Source organism: Chloroflexus sp. MS-CIW-1 (assembly GCF_030444705.1).
Classification (GTDB): Bacteria; Chloroflexota; Chloroflexia; order Chloroflexales; family Chloroflexaceae; genus Chloroflexus.
In genome coordinates, this window is sequence record NZ_JAUBWR010000001.1 from 2,469,577 (window position 1) to 2,486,232 (window position 16,656).

Consider the following 16,656-nt stretch of genomic DNA (forward strand, 5'->3'; position numbering starts at 1 on the left):
AACCTGCCCGCGACGCTGCGCGCACCTGGCGGAAAGTGAGAGGCGCGGCCATAACGGTTGTTACCGCACCGACGCGCGCAAGTCCCTAATCGACCTGTGCGCGCCGGAGTATCCTGTGAGCAATTACGGAGCATTCGGGCTGCTAGCTGCCAGTTTCTGGGCCAGATCGACAAAGAACTGGAGTGACTCAGGGTTTCGTAACGAGTCGGGATTAGCCGCTCTTTCAACCGGTACCCCCATCAAAATCTTCTTCACCGGCACCTCAAGTTTCTTACCGCTCAGTGTCAATGGCACTGCTGGAATCTGGAAGATGTCATCAGGAACGTGGCGTGGTGAGAGGGTATTACGAATGACCTGCTTAATCCGCTGCCGAAGATTATCATCGAGTGTTACCCCCTCGCGCAAGACCACAAAGAGCGGCATATACGAACGACCACCCAGCCCCTCAAGATCGATCACCAGGCTATCGAGCACTTCTGGAATATTTTCCACAGCACGGTAAATCTCACTCGTACCCATCCGCACTCCCTGGCGATTGATAGTGCTGTCCGAACGCCCATAGATGATGATCCCGCCACGCTCATTGATCACGATCCAATCGCCGTGACGCCAGACACCTGGGTATTGCTCAAAATAGCTGGCTTTGTAGCGGGCATAATCCGGATCGTTCCAGAAGTAGATCGGCATTGATGGCATGGGGGCTGTAATCACTAACTCGCCCATCACACCGGTAACACTGTGTCCATCAGTATCGTAGGCTTCAGCCCGACAGCCAAGAATGCGACACTGTATCTCACCACTGTAAACCGGCAAAAGCGGACAGCCACCGACAAAGCCACTACACACGTCGGTGCCACCACTGTACGAAACTAGCCAGACATCACGCTTCACGTGATCGTAAACCCACTCGAACCCTTCCGGTGGCAGTGGTGATCCAGTTGAACCGATTGACTTAATGGTATGCAAATCAAACTGCGCAGCCGGTTCAATGCCACTCTTCATTAAAGCAGTGATGTATCCGGCACTGGTACCGAAATAGCGCATCTGCGTCTGCTCGGCCAGACGCCACAATACACCCATATCAGGATACGCCGGGCTGCCATCGTAGAGGATGGGGATGGCACCAACCAGGAGACCGCCGATCAGAAAGTTCCACATCATCCAACCGGTTGTGGTGTACCAGAAAAAGGTATCACCCGGTCGCATATCGAAGTGGAGGTCGAGCGATTTAATATGTTCGAGCAGGATACCACCCTGACTATGAACAATGGGTTTTGGTAAACCGGTCGTCCCCGAGGAGTAGAGCACCCAAAGTGGCGAATTGAACTCAACGGGTGTAAAGTGCAACTCGGCAGCTTGTCGCATTGCCTCTTCCCACAAGATGACTCGCCCGCGGAGGCCACTTGTATCCGCCGCCGGATCGAGATATGGAACAAAGATTGTCAGTTCCAGGTCTGGTAAGGCAGCCTGAATCGCTGCAACTTCAGCTCGCCGATCAAATGCCTTACCGCCATATTGATAGCCATCAACGGCGATCAACACCTTGGGAGCGATCTGACTAAAGCGGTCAATCACACTTGGACTTCCGAAGTCAGGTGAGCAACTCGACCAGATTGCGCCGAGACTGGCTGTAGCCAGACAACCGATCAATGCGTGAGGCGTATTCGGTACATAGGCGACCACGCGATCACCCGGCTTTACACCCGCGTCACGCAGAGTCTGGGCAAGAGCAGCCGTTTGTGCACGTAAGTCATCCCAGCTCAGGGGCGTCGGCGCCTGCCGTTCGGAGGCCACGATCACCGCCGGTCGATCTGGCGTTGCGTGGCGGAAAGCGTGTTCAGCATAGTTTAGGTGAGCACCGGTAAACCAGCGCGCACCCGGCATCTCACGACTCGATAGAACTGACGTATACGGGGTGTAGGCTTTGATCTGATAATATTCCCACAATGCCGCCCAAAATGTTTCGATCTCATCAACCGACCAGCGGTACAGTGTGTGATAATCTTCGAAATGTAAGCCGTAGCGTTGCGCTAACCAGCGCATAAAGGTGCGCATCGTACAGTTAGCCTGCAACTCTGCCGGTGGTTCCCACAACAACTTTGGTGTGGTAGTCATTTTTGGCCTCCGTCTGGTATTAGAGGGCGATAAACAATCGGGTCATGACAGTGCAAAGGCGTGATCACGTCTCGCAAATAATGCCCCTTATTGAGAAAGATTGAACGGACTCAGATCCGTGATAGTAGCAGCGTGGAATTACATGCTTCCAATTATGATCGATCTTTTTGAAAGACGCAACATAATCGGACTACGAACGGGGTTTTCAGAGTTCACCGTTTTTGTCGGGTTCACCGATGAACGCCGTTTACACCCGCACGACAAGCTCGGAATCCATACCGTGCGACCTTATATGCAGGCCTCCAGCCCGCATCCCGCAAGGCATGGACGGAACGATGGTTAGCCCCCTCTGGCTCGCCGATCGTGCATATCACGGCATCATAGAGACGAGTTCCATGCCCTGGAACACCGCTTGCAGGGGAGTGAGGAGATAATGGAATGGTGTGCTGATGTGCCAACCGATGGTTTCCAGGCGCACATCGCACAACGCGGGCTGGAGGCCTGCGCTTCCAGGTCTCCCAGGTGCCCCATCAACATCACTTGAAGGCTGTGGATGACACGATGTCTGCATAATGTGGGCTGGCGGCACGTACCCTAAGAAATAGCGTGAGTCGGGTGTCATTGTCAGCAAGTACGTGATATTCGTTGGTGTTTTCGAGCTATTCGGTCGGGGAAAGGGATACCAACCTCACGGGTAGCGCACATAGTCCACTAGCGCCATCACCTCTGGATCGGGAGGTGGCCCATACCGACTAACCAGCCAGGTTACCAGAAAATTGACCGGTAAGCCAAAAATACCGGCAGCAGAGCTTGAAATACCTAGAACCGTCCACTCAGGTGCAAAATACGTAATTGCCATGTAGCCAGCAGTTACCAGGAAACCACAGATCATTCCGGCAACAGCACCCCGGCTATTGGTACGCTTCCAAAAAATACCCAGCACCAATACCGGAAAAATCGTAGCTGCTGCAAAAGAAAAAGCCCATGCCACAAGCTGAACGATAATCGCCAGTCGTTGCAGAGCAGTCAACGCCGCTAGAATAGCCACAACCAGGATCGACAACCGTCCCAGCAACAAACGCTCGCGTGAACTGGCCCGTGGATTCAGTGTACGATGATAGATGTCATGGGCTGCTGCCGAAGCGATCACCATCAAGAGGCCATCGGCAGTGCTGAGCGCGGCTGCCATGCCCCCGGCGGCCACCAATGCGACAACGGTTGTCGGCAACTCGGCAATTTCTGGCGTTGATAACACGATCAGGTCTTGATCGATCTGCAATTCACGATATTGCAAAATACCATCGCCATTACCGCCTTGATCCGGATCATCGGCAATCATCAACAAGCCGGTATCTGCCCAACGCTTCGTCCATTCAGGCAGTTCGAGAATTGGCTGCCCAACTACTGAGTTTAGAATCTCCCAGCGCGCAAAAGCGGCATAAGCCGGGGCCGTTAAATAGAGCACACAGATCCACACCAGTGCCCAGGCAACACTTTTACGACTATCTTGTACCGTAGGTACGGTATAGAAGCGTACCAGAATGTGTGGCATTCCGGCGGTGCCCAACATCAAACACAGGGAAAGTGCCAGATAATTCCAGATAGACCAGTTGTTAAACGGTTCGACATAGCTGGTCAAGCCCTGCGATTGTTCGAGCTGCTCGATGTTGGAGAGCGCCTCACCATACATAAGCTGGGGAAAGGGGACACCGGTCAATTTCAATGCCAGCCATGTGACCGGTACCAGGTAAGCAAAGACCAGAATGATCCCCTGCACCCCTTGCGTCCAGGTAATAGCCTTCATTCCGCCGAGGAACGAGCAGAGGAGTACCGCTGCCAAACCAACGATTACGCCAACCATATAGTTCAGACCGAGAAAGCGGCTCATAATGATACCGATCCCGGTCACTTGGGCTGTTACATATGTAAAAGAAATAATAATGCTCAGAATAGCGGCAATTACCCGTGCCCCCGCCCCCGGATAACGGGCACCGACAAAATCCACTAGCGTATACTGACCGAATTTGCGCAAATATGGCGCAAGTAGGAGCACTAACAAGACGTAACCACCCGTCCAACCGGTAATGTAGGCCAGCCCTTCAAAGCCTAACAGATAGAGCGCACCAGCCATACTGATAAACGAAGCTGCGCTCATCCAGTCTGAGCCAGTAGCCAGACCATTAAGGATAGCTGGGACTTTACGGTCGGCAACGTAGTAGGCATCGAGGGTGTCGGCACGCGAACGAATGCCAATAACAGCGTACAGACCAATCGCCAGTGCCAGGAAACTCCAGTCAATCAGGAATGAAGGAATGTTAAACCAGGTTTCCAACCCGATGAATAATGCCAGTAATAGGAGAAGTCCGATGACAAACCCAAGGTAACGCCACGAGTAACGCCACCGTAGCTGCCGCTCCTCCGGTGATTCAGGAAATTCCAGGCCATAACGACGATCAAGCAGCCACATACGCCAGTTATAGACAATGATCAGAGTGACGAAACAGATCAGTGTCCCTTGCGCATTCAAGAAATAACCAAGAGGAAAGCCGGTTAAAATGCTGATCTGGTTGAGCGGCACGGCCAAAATGACCGGCAAGACAACGCTGAGCAACCAGATAACCAGCAATGGCCCGACGAGGCGTATATTCTCCTGCCAGTAGTGAGGTAACCAGGTCGGTGCGAGCGGCCAGCGTAATGGCGGTGGGGGAATAGTAGTGGTTCGCCTTGATAACAGTTGGAGGGAGTCAGGATCAAGTGGCCCATGGATATGACGCATCGGCGGAAAGAGGCGGTCAATGATAAACAACGACACAGCCAGCGCACCACCGACAACGAGAAATAATTGAAATAAACCGATCCAGAGACTCGTGCTCATGAGGCCTCAACCGTATCAACCGACGCAATCGGCTCAAGCCGGATTGTCGCCATTTGTGGTGCAAGTGGTAACGTGAAGATGAATCGAGCACCTTTCCCGATCCCATCACTTTCGGCCCAGATTTCACCTCCCTGCGCATAGATCAGATGGCGGGCTATCGCCAGACCGATGCCACTTCCGCCACTATTCCGGGCACGCGATTTATCAACCCGATAGAAACGTTCAAACAGATGAGGGAGATGTTCGGCTGCAATCCCAATGCCACTATCGATCACTGCTACACGCACCTCCTGATCATCAGTACTGACCTGTACCGTCACCTGTCCGCCGGCTGGCGTATATCGATAGGCGTTGGCGAGAATATTTATCAGCACCTGTGCGACGCGATCCGGATCGGCCCAGACCTGCGGCAATTGTTCAGGAGCATCGAGTGATAACGTTACCTGATTACTGCTGAAGAGTGGCTCAAACTGCGCGATTTGGGCTTCCAGTACCGAACGTAAATCGATTGCACGAGCCACAACCGGCAACTGACCGGCTTCCACACGCGACAGCAGTTCTAAATCTTCGATCAAGCGTTGAAGACGACGGGTTTCACGCAAAATGAGGTTAAAAGTGGCCGGATTCGCTGAGACGACGCCATCAACCAGGCCTTCCATGTAGCCACCGATTGTTGCCAGCGGTGTACGCAATTCATGGGTTACATCGGCCAACAATGCTAACCGCCGACGCTCGGTCTGATCAAGGGCCTCGGCCAACTGATTCACACTCTGCGCCAACTGGGCAATTTCATCATCAGCCTGAAGATAGATACGCTCGCGGTAAAGACCCTGAGCTAATCGTCGGCTCACATTCGAGAGGGTCTGAATCGGTTCTACAATTCGGCGTGAAACAAAGAGGCTCACGAGAACAGCAGCAGTCAGCGCGGCAAAGCCACTGATCAGTAATGCCTGCTGAACAACCGACTGGAATTGCTCTTGTAAGGCGACGGCTTCGTTTGTTACACCGCTATGTATCTGACCGGTCTCTGCTGCTGCTGCTCCTAGCGTCAAAGGGGCAAAACTCGTCCAACCCAAGCTTGTCAGAACATTTGCTGCTGCTAGTAAGACAACATACGCCATCAGCACAATGATAAAATGAGAGACAAATAATTTCCATCGGAGCTGATGCAGCCATTTCATCATCGTGTACCGCCGACAAATTTATATCCAACGCCACGCACTGTCTGCACGAGCGGTGTGCCATGCTGATCATCGTCTAATTTTCGGCGTAATGTGCCAATATGAACGTCAACCACGCGGTCAATGCCGGCAAAATCAGGACCCCAGACCCGTTGGAGCAGCTCTTCACGGGTAAAGACACGTCCTGGATAGCTGGCAAGTGCGTAGAGTAAATCAAACTCGCGGGGGGTTAGATCAACCCGCACCCCGTTACGTTCCACTTCGCGTCGTTCAGGATCGATTAACAACCCCTCGAACTGCAATACTGGGCGCTGGTTGATTTCAGTAGCCCGCACAACACGATTACGCCGAAGAATAGCCTTCACTCGTGCAACTAATTCACGAGGACTAAACGGTTTCGTCAGATAATCGTCGGCGCCTACCGATAAACCGATTAACTTATCGATCTCATCAGCACGGGCAGTCAGCATCAACACAAACACCGACGTATCGCGGTGTAACTGTCGGCAGACCTCAATGCCATCAAGGCCAGGCAGCATGACATCAAGAATAACCAGATCGGGTTTAACACTGCGTGCCAATGCTAAGGCTGTCGGGCCATCATATGCACGATGGACGACAAAACCCTCCTTGGTCAGGTAGCTACTAACTAGATCGACAATCGGTTGCTCGTCATCAACAACGAGAATTGTAGCTGCTTCCATTGCAGCACTCCCTGCTTCCTTACGATGGACGCAATGGATGTTGTCAAGCGAGGCTAACTATCAGTTCGTGATACCTGGCAATATCGGGCAACAATGCGTATCACGCAAAACATTGCGTTACGAAAGTCAACGTTTACGCCTGCATATAAGGTATCAAGATGGAACTTTTCCCGTTTGTGGAGTGAAGTATACCATAATTTGCCACAACCGTCGTCAGAGGCTACGAGCGCAAAGAGTTTGACAAAGTCGCCGATTGCGCAGTCTTGTTTGAGACACCGACCAACGTTGTGTACACGTTCACGACGCGCAACGGTTGTCGCTCTTGAAGCAGTCTCATTGGCAACACCTTGTATTCTTGTATTGAAGATACCTTCCGGTCAATGGCTCCTATAGACGGGCGAAACGCCGCTGCGCCTGTCCATCGGTGGGGGAACCTCCCCCGTTGGAGGTTAGGAGGGGGCGCACCCCAACGGGGGCAGTCGGGAAGAGAGCTGCCTCCTCCCCCTAAACGGACTGTCGGGAGTGAAATCAGGAGGGGGCGCATCTCCGCTGTGGAGACGGTCGGGAAGAAAGCCACTCCGTGATGTCCATATAACTCCTCCTAACGATGACCGTTAGTGTGCGATTGCGCATGGATGTCGATAGGTGTCAAGGATACGCATGAAATTACGAGTTCTTGTCTCAATCCTTCTGCTCATCTTACCGTTCGGTTGGTCTTTCAGCTCAAGTGAAGCTATCACGCTCACTCACCCTCATACGTCAACTGCACTACTCCCCAATAATGACCTATGCACCTACCGAGTAGCAGTAACTCGATTCTACTGCGATACAGCTCGTGATGGTGGTGATGCTGAATTTACACTGATGTTCGGTGTTTCCGGCGATATTCCGTTGCTAGGTGATCTCGATAGGAATGGTCGCCACGAGCCATGCGTCTATCGGCCTTCGGTGAATCACTTCTGCTGCGACACTGCACGCAATGGCGGCGATGCCGAACTGGTCATCGCATTTGGGATCGCCAATGACATTCCACTCCTTGGTAATGTTGGACGACTGTTTAGCGTCTCTATTCCAGTTGTCACTCGTTAAACGCGGCAACCTAAGATAATTCTGTCACGATTTGTCAACATGCGGGTGGGTTGCAAACCCACCCTACCACACAATATTACGTATCATCGGCGCGAAAACTGCATCCTTTTGGCAGCAAGCCGAGATCGTAACCGCGAGCTATCGCGTGTGCTCTATTGCGTGCATCGAGCTTTTCATAGATGGTCTGGACATCACGCTTGATAACCCCAATCCCCCATGCCAGGGCACCGGCAATCTCTTGATCGGTCAATCCCTTTGCCATCATTTCCAATATCTGCTGTTCGCGTTTGGTAAGGCTTTCGTATTCCTTGCGTATACGCGGAGCACGGACTGCATCGACAGCTTTGCGTAGAAGCTGATGAAGTTGTTCAAAGTCGTTAAGCAACTCCTTTGGCACCGCAAGATCGGCACCACGTTGACGGGCCAGTTCTGCCAATTCGGTGTAGGCTGTCATCGCCAGAATTGCCACCTCAGGAGCCTGACGCTTAATACGTTCAATTGCTATCAAACCTGCTTCATGGTGTTGACGAGCACTTAACCCACTGGTACGGGCATCTTTCCAGCTTACGTCAATCATCACGACGTCAGGGCGATGGGAGAGCGCCATCGTCACAGCTTCAGCGGCGGTAAATGCCTCTCCGACCAGTTCGACATCGGGTAGTTCGCTTAGCATCTCTTTCAGCCCTTTGACAAACGGAAGGATGTCGTCGGCAATTATCACTCGTAATGTTTCAGCCATAAATACTCCTACACTATGCTACCTTGTACTTCAACAACAACACCTCCGCCAACACGATTCTTGATAGTGGCGCTGGCGCCGATTCGCCTGGCCCACTCTTTAATGCTGTGAATACCATATCCATTCTCGAGATGGTCAAGATTCTTATCGGTGGGAAGACCTTTTCCATTATCAGCAATACAAAGCACAAATTTCGCTTGTTCAATGTTAAGGCTAATATCAATGCGCTCATCGGGCGAATTGGTAAATCCAGCATGTTTGGCAATATTCGCGAGTGATTCCCGACAAATACGAAAGAGAATCGCCAACACCTCCGGCGGCATATTGACGTGATCTGGCAGATTCTTATGAATTTGCACCTGGTCGCCAATCCGTTCTCGCACAAGTTCAATATATTCTTCTAATGCCTCAGCAAATGGTTGCTCAAGGTCTATTCTGCCGCGTAAGTCATCTTGAACACGGTGCAGTTCTTGATAGATATATTTTGTCGCTCGGTTGATTGATTGTAGTTTTTCTTTCAGTTGATCAACGATATTACCATATTCTGATTGACGAATAAGTTTATTGATGCGAAAGATAACTGTTCCCTGCAAGAGGTTTGCTAAGTCATGGACATCAATACCTAACTGCTCACGAATGCTGCGGCGCAGGTTGATGACGCTGAGACTGTGAACAAGCTGATAACAAAAGAGCGTAAGGAGTTCTTCAGCGGTCGCTGGGAACCCATTTTCATCCCAATGATTCTCTAACAAGACTATTCCACGTGTATGGTGCTGCTGGTCGCTCATGAAAGCGGCCAGGAGTGAGCGACTACGACCACTTAACAGATGATAAAAATCATCATCAGATAGTCCATAATTTTCGCAATACTGGCTGAGTTCTTCGCCACTCAACCGCATAATTTCGCTTTTAGCAAAAATACGTTTGGCAAGTTCAACGTAATTATCAGAAAACTCCTGACGTAACGATGAGCTTATGAAGTCAAATTTTTCTACTCCCTGCGCTCCCTGCGCGTGTGTAATAAAGATCGCACAATGTTCGCAGAAAAAAAGCTGAATACCTAGTTGAGCATATGAATCAATAAGTTCCTGCTCATCGTTAATCCCGATAATATCGGTGCTACTCTTGAGCAAACGGCGTAAACTTTCTTGCTGGCGCTCTTGGGCTTCAACAAGACGAGCATTATCAATTGCAGACGCAGCCGCACTTGCCAGCAGCGTACCAATAATGCCGTCACCAAACCGATAGAAGTTGACAACATGGCTGTCGAGAGCAATCATCCCAATAATTTTCTGTCGATAGAACATAGGGATATACAAAATACTCCGAATCTCTTTACTTTGATAGCGTTCGGCTTCCGTCTCGAAGTGGGGGTAATCCTGGCGAACATCAGCAACAATCAACAGCATTCCGTCTCGCATAACGTAAAAGTTCGGTAGACGCTGATCATGAATGTCAAATGAAATGAATTCAAGCGCATCTGGATCGACAAAGCCATCATGCGCTACAATCTTCAAATAATTGCCGTAACGAAGCTGGATCGATGCGCTATCGTAACCAATCAACTCACGCAGTGCGGCTAAGACATTCTTGTACACACTTTCAACACCGCGACTAATATCTTCATTAATTCGCTGAATATAGTCACGAAGCTGCTCATTCTGCATTCTGCGCCAAAACATTTCGGCTGCCAATGCTGCGTGCATGGCCAGAGCGGTAAACCGACGTTGCTCTTCATCGCTGAAGGTGTGCGGGGCCGGGTAATCGAGCGAAAGCGTGCCGACGACACCTAATTGGCCGATTAATGGGGCGACCATCATAGCGCCAATGGTGACTTTACCGGCAACAAAGTCAGCATCCTGACTGGTGTCTGGAACAACCTGGATTCGTTCTTCCCGCAGCGCACGACCAGCAATACCTCCCAATGCAATCGGCTCGGAACCATAGTCAAAACCCCGCCGGTGCCGAGCACAGACATATTCCAGTGTTCGATTTGAGCGGTTTAGACGCCGAATTTCACATTTACTTGCCTCGGGAAAAGCTGCCATCGCCTCTTCAGTAATCGTCTCAAAAACATTCCGCTCTGCAGTACTAGCGGCATAGATACGGTAGAAACGCTGCGTTTCGGCCAGTTGCTGCTCTTTCTCACGTGTCAACTGGCGATATTCGATAGCGCGAGCCAGCCGTTCGGCGATCATGCGCAGATCAATTTCGTGCACGCTATGGAAGCCGTGCGGGTCAAGGTGATGCGAGTTGGGATCAAGCAGACGATTGACCAGACGGATCACACCAATGACGTGACGACGCCCGTTGATAGGTACAGCCAGCAGATGGCGTACTTTTCCGCTAGGTAATGCCTGACGATACCTGGCAACGTTGGTTTGGAGCACCTCTGGCTTCTCGTCAAGATTGTTGACACGAACGGGACGGCCAAAGCGTAAATAGGAGGTGGTGATGAGCGTGAGTCCGGTGACCCCCTGACCCGGTTCATAGCTCTCGGCAAAGGGAAGTTCAGGGCCACTATCAAGCACCCGTTCGAGCTTGCCCTCTTTGAACCAGAAGATAGCCGCCGTTTCGGCACAAAATTGCTCGCGGATTGACTGCAATAGTTGTTTGAGGGCATTGTTGAAATGCACTTCGTCGTTGTCAACAATGGTATCAAGGAGGTGTTCATACAGTTCGAGCTGAATAGTACGCGGTGGGTCGAGGAACAGCAGAATATGGTTATCTTCAGCGAGAGGGTGTACCGTTACCTCGAACTCGTGCTTGCGCCCACTCGGTGCAAGCATCGTGTGGCGAAAGGTGTTCCGAACGGCATGTTCGGGAATCATGCAGGCAGTGCAATTTTCACCAATGCAGCCAAGGTATTGGTAACACTTTATACCAGGCGTTAATCTGCCAAAATATCGTTGCAGGCCAGCATTAACAAACTGGACTCGTCGTTCGTGGTCGATAATGCAGATTCCTGAGCGATAGTGATCAAGAATCCGGGCGACCTCTGAGCGTTGATCGGCAAAAGCGCCAGGGTTTACACTGGTTCGGCGGGCAACAAAAAGAATACTCAACCCTAGGAGATTGATGGTTAGCGGAATAAATAGCCCCCATTCAGAATGTTTGTATACGAGCCAACCGGCGAACGTTGAAATTAATATTGTCAAGATGATAGAAATAGTTCGATATGGATTGTGTAAAAAGCGAATCGCGCTTAGCATTGGGATCAGATAGAATGTCCATAAGACCCCATCTGCCGAGCCAAAATGAACAATAGCCAGACTAAGTAATACAATTTCAATCAAATTTTGATACAACTTGATCCGCTGATTTTGCCAGAGTTGTGGTCGCCAGCTTCCACCAATTGCGGTTGCAATTTGAAAGACGTACATGAATCCTACGATCAGGAAACCATTGAAATATGGTTCAATATTTCCTCTAGACCGAAACACTACCCACACCGTAAGACAGATCAGACTACCGAAGCGCAATAACCATACCCAGGCCAGTGCACCGCGTTCCTGACCGATCCAAGCCCGCAGCTTGCGAAGCGCAAAGTGGGGATTGCTGGGGAACAGGGCAATAATGCTTAAGAGTTCGCGCATAAGCGATGCACCTTTCGCGGAGAGCCGTGTGTAGATGTATTGTTATTGTAGGTTCGATTGTACGCAAAGCCAAGAGATGAAGGAATCGTTTAGCATACCCGGAAATGATTCGTTTGGTACGATGATGGAGTATCCGATTGGCTTGACTGTAAACAGGAGCATGAACGTGGATTTTAGCACACAGTTACAACAATTTCGCGAGCGGGTCGGTAACCGGCAGGCAGTTGCGTTGATCCTCGCCGGTAGTCGTCAGGAAGACACGGCTGCCCTTCTGATCGGCGCACTCCAACCGAAGCGAGTCGCGTTTTTACTTACTCCGGAAACCCATGATTTTTTAGAAAAGGTGGCTGCAAAGCTAGATCGGGAACCTGATCCAACGTGGATCAAGCGAATAGCCCATTATACTGATGTCAACCAGGTATACCGCGAATTACGCGCTGTGATCGAATAGTGGTGTGATCTCGACCGTGACCAGATTCTGGTCGACCTCACTGCCGGTACCAAACCGATGACGGTAGGACTAGCAAAGGCGGCTTACGTCCTTGGTCTTGGAACCATCTACATCGAAAGTGATTATGAACAAAATCAGGTTGTGCCCGGCTCGCAACGGCTGATCGATCCATCCGATCCGTATGAAGTCTTCGGTGATCTGGAGGCTGCCCAAGCTAGACGCTTGTTTAACGCTCACGATTATGTAAACTCTGAGCGGATTTATCGCGATCTGGCCCAACGGGTAAAAGAAAATAAAGGTTATGAGCAACTAGCCCTGTTAGCGCGGGCTTACGCACAATGGGATACTTTCGGTCTTGCGGCTGCTGCCGAGACAATGGCTCAACTCCTGGCTCAGTCATTGATCACCGAACTGCGGGTACAGCAACGTCTGCTAGCAGCCCAACGTGACGCGATCAGTCGTCTGCTCAGGACGACGCAGGCAATGCGCTATTCTAATACGGACTTGTCTACTTTGGCTGATGCTGATGCGATCTTACCGCTCCTCGGCTCACTTCACGCCAATGCACTGCGTCGTGAAGCACAACGACGATATGACACGGCCGCACTGTTACACTACCGTAGTCTGGAATTGATGAGCCAGCATCGCCTGGCAACGCATGGTGTGTTGGCTGAACATCCTGATATTGATCGGCTCAAACAGCGGCAACCACAGCTTGAGAATGAATACCGCGCTGTTGAGCGATCATTGGGTTTTCGTGAACGAGGTCTGCAACCGAATCGTGATGGTCGATACAACCCTATCACTTTACTCAACGGGTATATGTTGTTAAAAGCGCTTCAAGATCCACTCGTCCAGTCGGTCAATCTAGCCGATATTCAAAACCGCGTGAGTGTGCGCAATAAGAGCATTCTGGACCACGGCTTTCGTCAGATTACCGAAACAGAGTATCGTGATTTCGTAAGTGTGGTTGAGCAAGTTCTTGATCAATTCTTCGCAATCATAGCACACAAGCGTGAAAATTGGGAAAAACTGTACCGATTTATCAAGTTGTAGCATAAAGAAACGGTTTTGTTGTTGGCGTTCTTTACTAGATCGCCATTCCAAACACTTGCGGGATGTTGTTAGAGCGATACTCCTCTTTCCTGGATGGCAGTCTTCTAGCCTGCACATAGCCGGCAGTTCTCATTCCCTCCCGCTGCTGCTAGGAGCGAAAGGTGAACACGTCCTTACGTGGCGTAGCGAGAAGGACAATGCTTGCCCGGTATCACGCTTCAGGGACGATCATCCCGAAGGCGCGGCAAAGCATCGGCAGAATAAGCGAACAGTCCACGGCGTGAAAAAATTTTTCTTTTTACACCGAAACCTTGTTATACTACTTAACATACACCCCTCACCGGAAAGGAGCGATGTATGGCTGCCCGCCGAATCTTATTGACGATTATTGGGCTGTTAAGCATAGTGATTCTCATCGGCAGTCTGAGCGCAGGCGTAGTGGCTTTCCTGCTCATTACGAATCGCCCGGTTGATCAGAAATTACTGGTCGTTGGTCCGGGACAACGACTGGCAATTGTTGATCGCCAGGGGAACGCCCAGGTACTGGCCGATGATCTCAGTACAGAGTTGTTTCGCTATCCGGCGTTGGCACCTGACGGAAGTCGCGTTGCCTACATTAGCCGGAAGGGCAATGTCAGTATCCTGCAAGTTATTGATTTACGTAGTGGGACACGTACCGAATTGTATCGCTCGACAACCAATCCACCGCTCTATATGGTCTGGTCGCCTGACGGTCAGCATCTCTCGTTCTTGTCAAACCGTAGCACCGGCGGGTTAGGAATGCATATTGTGCCAGCAGATGGCTCGCGCGAGGCTGAATTAGTGAGTGTTTCGCCGAGTTCGTTGTATCTGGCCTGGCAACCTGATAGCTCGTCGGTGTTGGTACATATCGGAGGCTCTATCTTCGAGGACGGGCGGGTCATCTCGGTACAACTCGGTCGGAAACAACCGTTGTACGAAATTGACGATCCCGGGTTTTTTCAGGTTCCTGCCTGGAGTATTGATGGCGAAAGTTTCTTTTACGTAGCGCAACCGCCAATTGAAGGCCCACCAACGGTTGAAAAGGTTGAGAGCGTCTTGACCCGAGTCAAGGTTGGCGAAATGCAACCACAAGTACTGGCACGTGAACCAATGGCAGCCATCATCTTCAGTCGTTCGCCAAAGAGTGATGAGATTGCGTATACAACCGTCGGACCTGAAGGTTTCGGCCCGTTGAAGCTGGTAACGCTCGATGGTTCGGTGCAGACACTTTCGGCGACTGATGACGATGTTGTTGCCTTTTTCTGGTCACCAAATGGGGAACAGATTGCCTACCTTACCCCTGCGGGCCGTTCGAGCAGTGGTTCACCACAACTGCGCTGGCAATTGGTTGGTCGGAATGGCACTTCCTCGCGAACTCTGAACACGTTTGTTCCCAGCCAGGAGTTTCTCGCCCAGATTAACTTTTTCGATGCGTACACGCTCTCTTTCGATCTATGGTCAAGCGATGGGCGGGCATTGGCGTATGGCACTAATGACGGCGTTCACGTACTAGACATCAACCGGGGCATTGCCACTCGCCGCAGCGACGGTGTGCTGGCGATGTGGCTGCCACAACGTCCTTAATTGAGGGCACGGATGGTGAGGTTACGGAAGACCGCTGTCGTTGGATTGCGTTCAGCGCGCACGATGAGACCGTACCGTGGATCGGGGGGAGGTGAGGAGGCGGTCAACATTTCTACAATCTGGTCGTCTACAAAGAGTGTTATGCCTTGGTTCTCAAGTCGGGCGCCGAGTCGGGTAGCATCTCGCACTTCCACCTGACCTGTGGCGAGCACGATTCGTTGATCACCATTCCGTTCGTCGCAGCGATACTGCCCCTGCACCGGATTGATCAGAAAACTCAGGTAATGTTTCGGATCGTTGAATCGTAGCATGAGACCAGCCCAATCGCCGGTAACCTGCACTTCTACGTCCACAACAAAATCGCTCCCAATCGGTGAAGTCCGAAATGCCCAGATGTCGCCCAGCCCGGCGTTAGCCTGGATCAGATACCGACCGTTATCAGCACCGACACTCCAGCCGTTACCACTGGTGGTCGGCCAATCGCTGTTGGCTCCGAAGTTGGCTTGATAAACTACTGGGCCGCTAGTGATAACAGTGGGTGATGGGGCGACAGTAGGTGATGGTGTGACAGCAGGTGATGGCACCGCCGTCGGTGAAGGGGCAACAGTGGGTGATGGCGGAGTCGTCGGTGAGGGAGCAACAGTAGGTGATGGCGGAGTCGTTGGCTCTGAGATCGTCGTTGGAAGCATCGCTGGCGGATACTGTTGTGACGCGGTCGCGCCCTGCAACTGCTGCCAACCCAACCAACCCAGCAAACTTAGCCCAACACCACTTGCCATTGCAACGAGCACGGTACGCCGTGAGACGGTGCGCGGGGTCACGACCGCAGATCGCTGTTCTGACTCAAGGGTTGCAATCAGCGTGGCGCAATCGCGGTACCAGGGATTGATGCGTTGCAATTCGCGTAATGTGGCTAACGCCTGTAACCGTCTACCGGCGGACAGATGCTCTTGCGCCTGCGCGTACAGTTCAGCTTGATAATCACGCTGCGTTGTCGTGACCGGTACAGAAACTGAACGGCGGCGGCGGAGATTCTGGTAGGCCTGGTTGATACGGCGAGCACGGCGGGCAGCATAGGCCTGTTGTTCAGGCGAAGCACCTGCGAAGCGATCAGGATGATAGATTCCGATCTGTTTGAGATAAGCCTGTTTTATCTCAGCCGGTGTTGCGCCAGGCTTAATACCCAAGATAGTGTAGTCGTCAAGCTGTTCAAAGTCGTCGTTCACGTAGCCCCCTTTCACGCCG

10 protein-coding genes and 1 pseudogene are annotated in these 16,656 nt (G+C 51.5%); 4 read left to right on the forward strand and 7 right to left on the reverse strand.

The features are described from left to right. Positions 1 to 123: 123 nt before the first annotated feature. The 4 genes from QTO31_RS09750 to QTO31_RS09765 form a co-directional block, all read right to left on the reverse strand. Positions 124 to 2,115: an acetoacetate--CoA ligase gene (locus tag QTO31_RS09750; RefSeq protein ID WP_301428939.1), complete on the reverse strand. Its 1,992-nt coding sequence runs from the start codon at positions 2,113 to 2,115 to the stop codon at positions 124 to 126. Between the two features lie 688 nt (positions 2,116 to 2,803). After that, the gene (locus QTO31_RS09755) at positions 2,804 to 4,990 is read right to left on the reverse strand and encodes a VC_2705 family sodium/solute symporter (RefSeq protein WP_301428940.1); all 2,187 of its coding nucleotides are present in this window, start codon (positions 4,988 to 4,990) and stop codon (positions 2,804 to 2,806) included. Beyond that, positions 4,987 to 6,174 carry a sensor histidine kinase gene (locus QTO31_RS09760; protein WP_301428941.1) on the reverse strand — a complete coding sequence of 396 codons (1,188 nt, stop codon included), beginning with the start codon at positions 6,172 to 6,174 and terminating at the stop codon, positions 4,987 to 4,989. Before QTO31_RS09760 ends, QTO31_RS09755 begins: the two co-directional genes overlap by 4 nt. Continuing rightward, entirely contained in the window at positions 6,171 to 6,875 is a 705-nt protein-coding gene (locus tag QTO31_RS09765; RefSeq protein ID WP_031461118.1) for a response regulator transcription factor, read from the reverse strand. The genes QTO31_RS09760 and QTO31_RS09765 overlap by 4 nt, the downstream gene beginning before the upstream one ends. Before the next feature lie 660 nt (positions 6,876 to 7,535). Here QTO31_RS09765 and QTO31_RS09770 point away from each other — a divergent pair. After that, positions 7,536 to 7,964: a hypothetical protein gene (locus QTO31_RS09770; RefSeq protein ID WP_301428942.1), complete on the forward strand. Its 429-nt coding sequence runs from the start codon at positions 7,536 to 7,538 to the stop codon at positions 7,962 to 7,964. Between the two features lie 76 nt (positions 7,965 to 8,040). On the opposite strand, the gene QTO31_RS09775 is transcribed toward QTO31_RS09770, so the two are convergent. Both QTO31_RS09775 and QTO31_RS09780 read right to left on the reverse strand, forming a co-directional pair. Then, on the reverse strand, positions 8,041 to 8,703 hold the full coding sequence (locus QTO31_RS09775) for a LuxR C-terminal-related transcriptional regulator (protein ID WP_031461165.1): 663 nt from the start codon (positions 8,701 to 8,703) through the stop codon (positions 8,041 to 8,043). An 8-nt stretch (positions 8,704 to 8,711) separates the two neighbouring features. Then, positions 8,712 to 12,299 (reverse strand): GAF domain-containing protein, encoded by a 3,588-nt coding sequence (locus QTO31_RS09780; RefSeq protein ID WP_301428943.1) that lies wholly within the window; start codon positions 12,297 to 12,299, stop codon positions 8,712 to 8,714. Positions 12,300 to 12,465: 166 nt separating this feature from the next. Here QTO31_RS09780 and QTO31_RS19415 point away from each other — a divergent pair, with 166 nt between their 5' ends. From QTO31_RS19415 to QTO31_RS09790, 3 genes and pseudogenes are all read left to right on the forward strand, one after another. Beyond that, the gene (locus QTO31_RS19415) at positions 12,466 to 12,750 is read left to right on the forward strand and encodes a hypothetical protein (RefSeq protein ID WP_411278394.1); all 285 of its coding nucleotides are present in this window, start codon (positions 12,466 to 12,468) and stop codon (positions 12,748 to 12,750) included. An 18-nt stretch (positions 12,751 to 12,768) separates the two neighbouring features. Beyond that, positions 12,769 to 13,806, forward strand: a pseudogene (locus tag QTO31_RS09785) (TIGR02710 family CRISPR-associated CARF protein); the annotation flags it as partial. 357 nt (positions 13,807 to 14,163) lie between these two features. Further along, on the forward strand, positions 14,164 to 15,411 hold the full coding sequence (locus QTO31_RS09790) for a hypothetical protein (protein ID WP_301428944.1): 1,248 nt from the start codon (positions 14,164 to 14,166) through the stop codon (positions 15,409 to 15,411). On the opposite strand, the gene QTO31_RS09795 is transcribed toward QTO31_RS09790, so the two are convergent. Next, positions 15,408 to 16,637, reverse strand: coding sequence for a J domain-containing protein (locus QTO31_RS09795; RefSeq protein WP_031459246.1), 1,230 nt, complete (start codon positions 16,635 to 16,637; stop codon positions 15,408 to 15,410). The genes QTO31_RS09790 and QTO31_RS09795 overlap by 4 nt on opposite strands. Positions 16,638 to 16,656 lie beyond the last annotated feature (19 nt).

Excerpts from the sequence above, each read along its gene's own strand:
- QTO31_RS09750 (WP_301428939.1), bottom strand. The coding sequence starts at position 2,115 with ATGACTACCACACCAAAGTTGTTGTGGGAACCACCGGCAGAGTTGCAG.
- QTO31_RS09755 (WP_301428940.1), bottom strand. The coding sequence starts at position 4,990 with ATGAGCACGAGTCTCTGGATCGGTTTATTTCAATTATTTCTCGTTGTC.
- QTO31_RS09760 (WP_301428941.1), bottom strand. The coding sequence starts at position 6,174 with ATGATGAAATGGCTGCATCAGCTCCGATGGAAATTATTTGTCTCTCAT.
- QTO31_RS09765 (WP_031461118.1), bottom strand. The coding sequence starts at position 6,875 with ATGGAAGCAGCTACAATTCTCGTTGTTGATGACGAGCAACCGATTGTC.
- QTO31_RS09770 (WP_301428942.1), top strand. The coding sequence starts at position 7,536 with ATGAAATTACGAGTTCTTGTCTCAATCCTTCTGCTCATCTTACCGTTC.
- QTO31_RS09775 (WP_031461165.1), bottom strand. The coding sequence starts at position 8,703 with ATGGCTGAAACATTACGAGTGATAATTGCCGACGACATCCTTCCGTTT.
- QTO31_RS09780 (WP_301428943.1), bottom strand. The coding sequence starts at position 12,299 with ATGCGCGAACTCTTAAGCATTATTGCCCTGTTCCCCAGCAATCCCCAC.
- QTO31_RS09790 (WP_301428944.1), top strand. The coding sequence starts at position 14,164 with ATGGCTGCCCGCCGAATCTTATTGACGATTATTGGGCTGTTAAGCATA.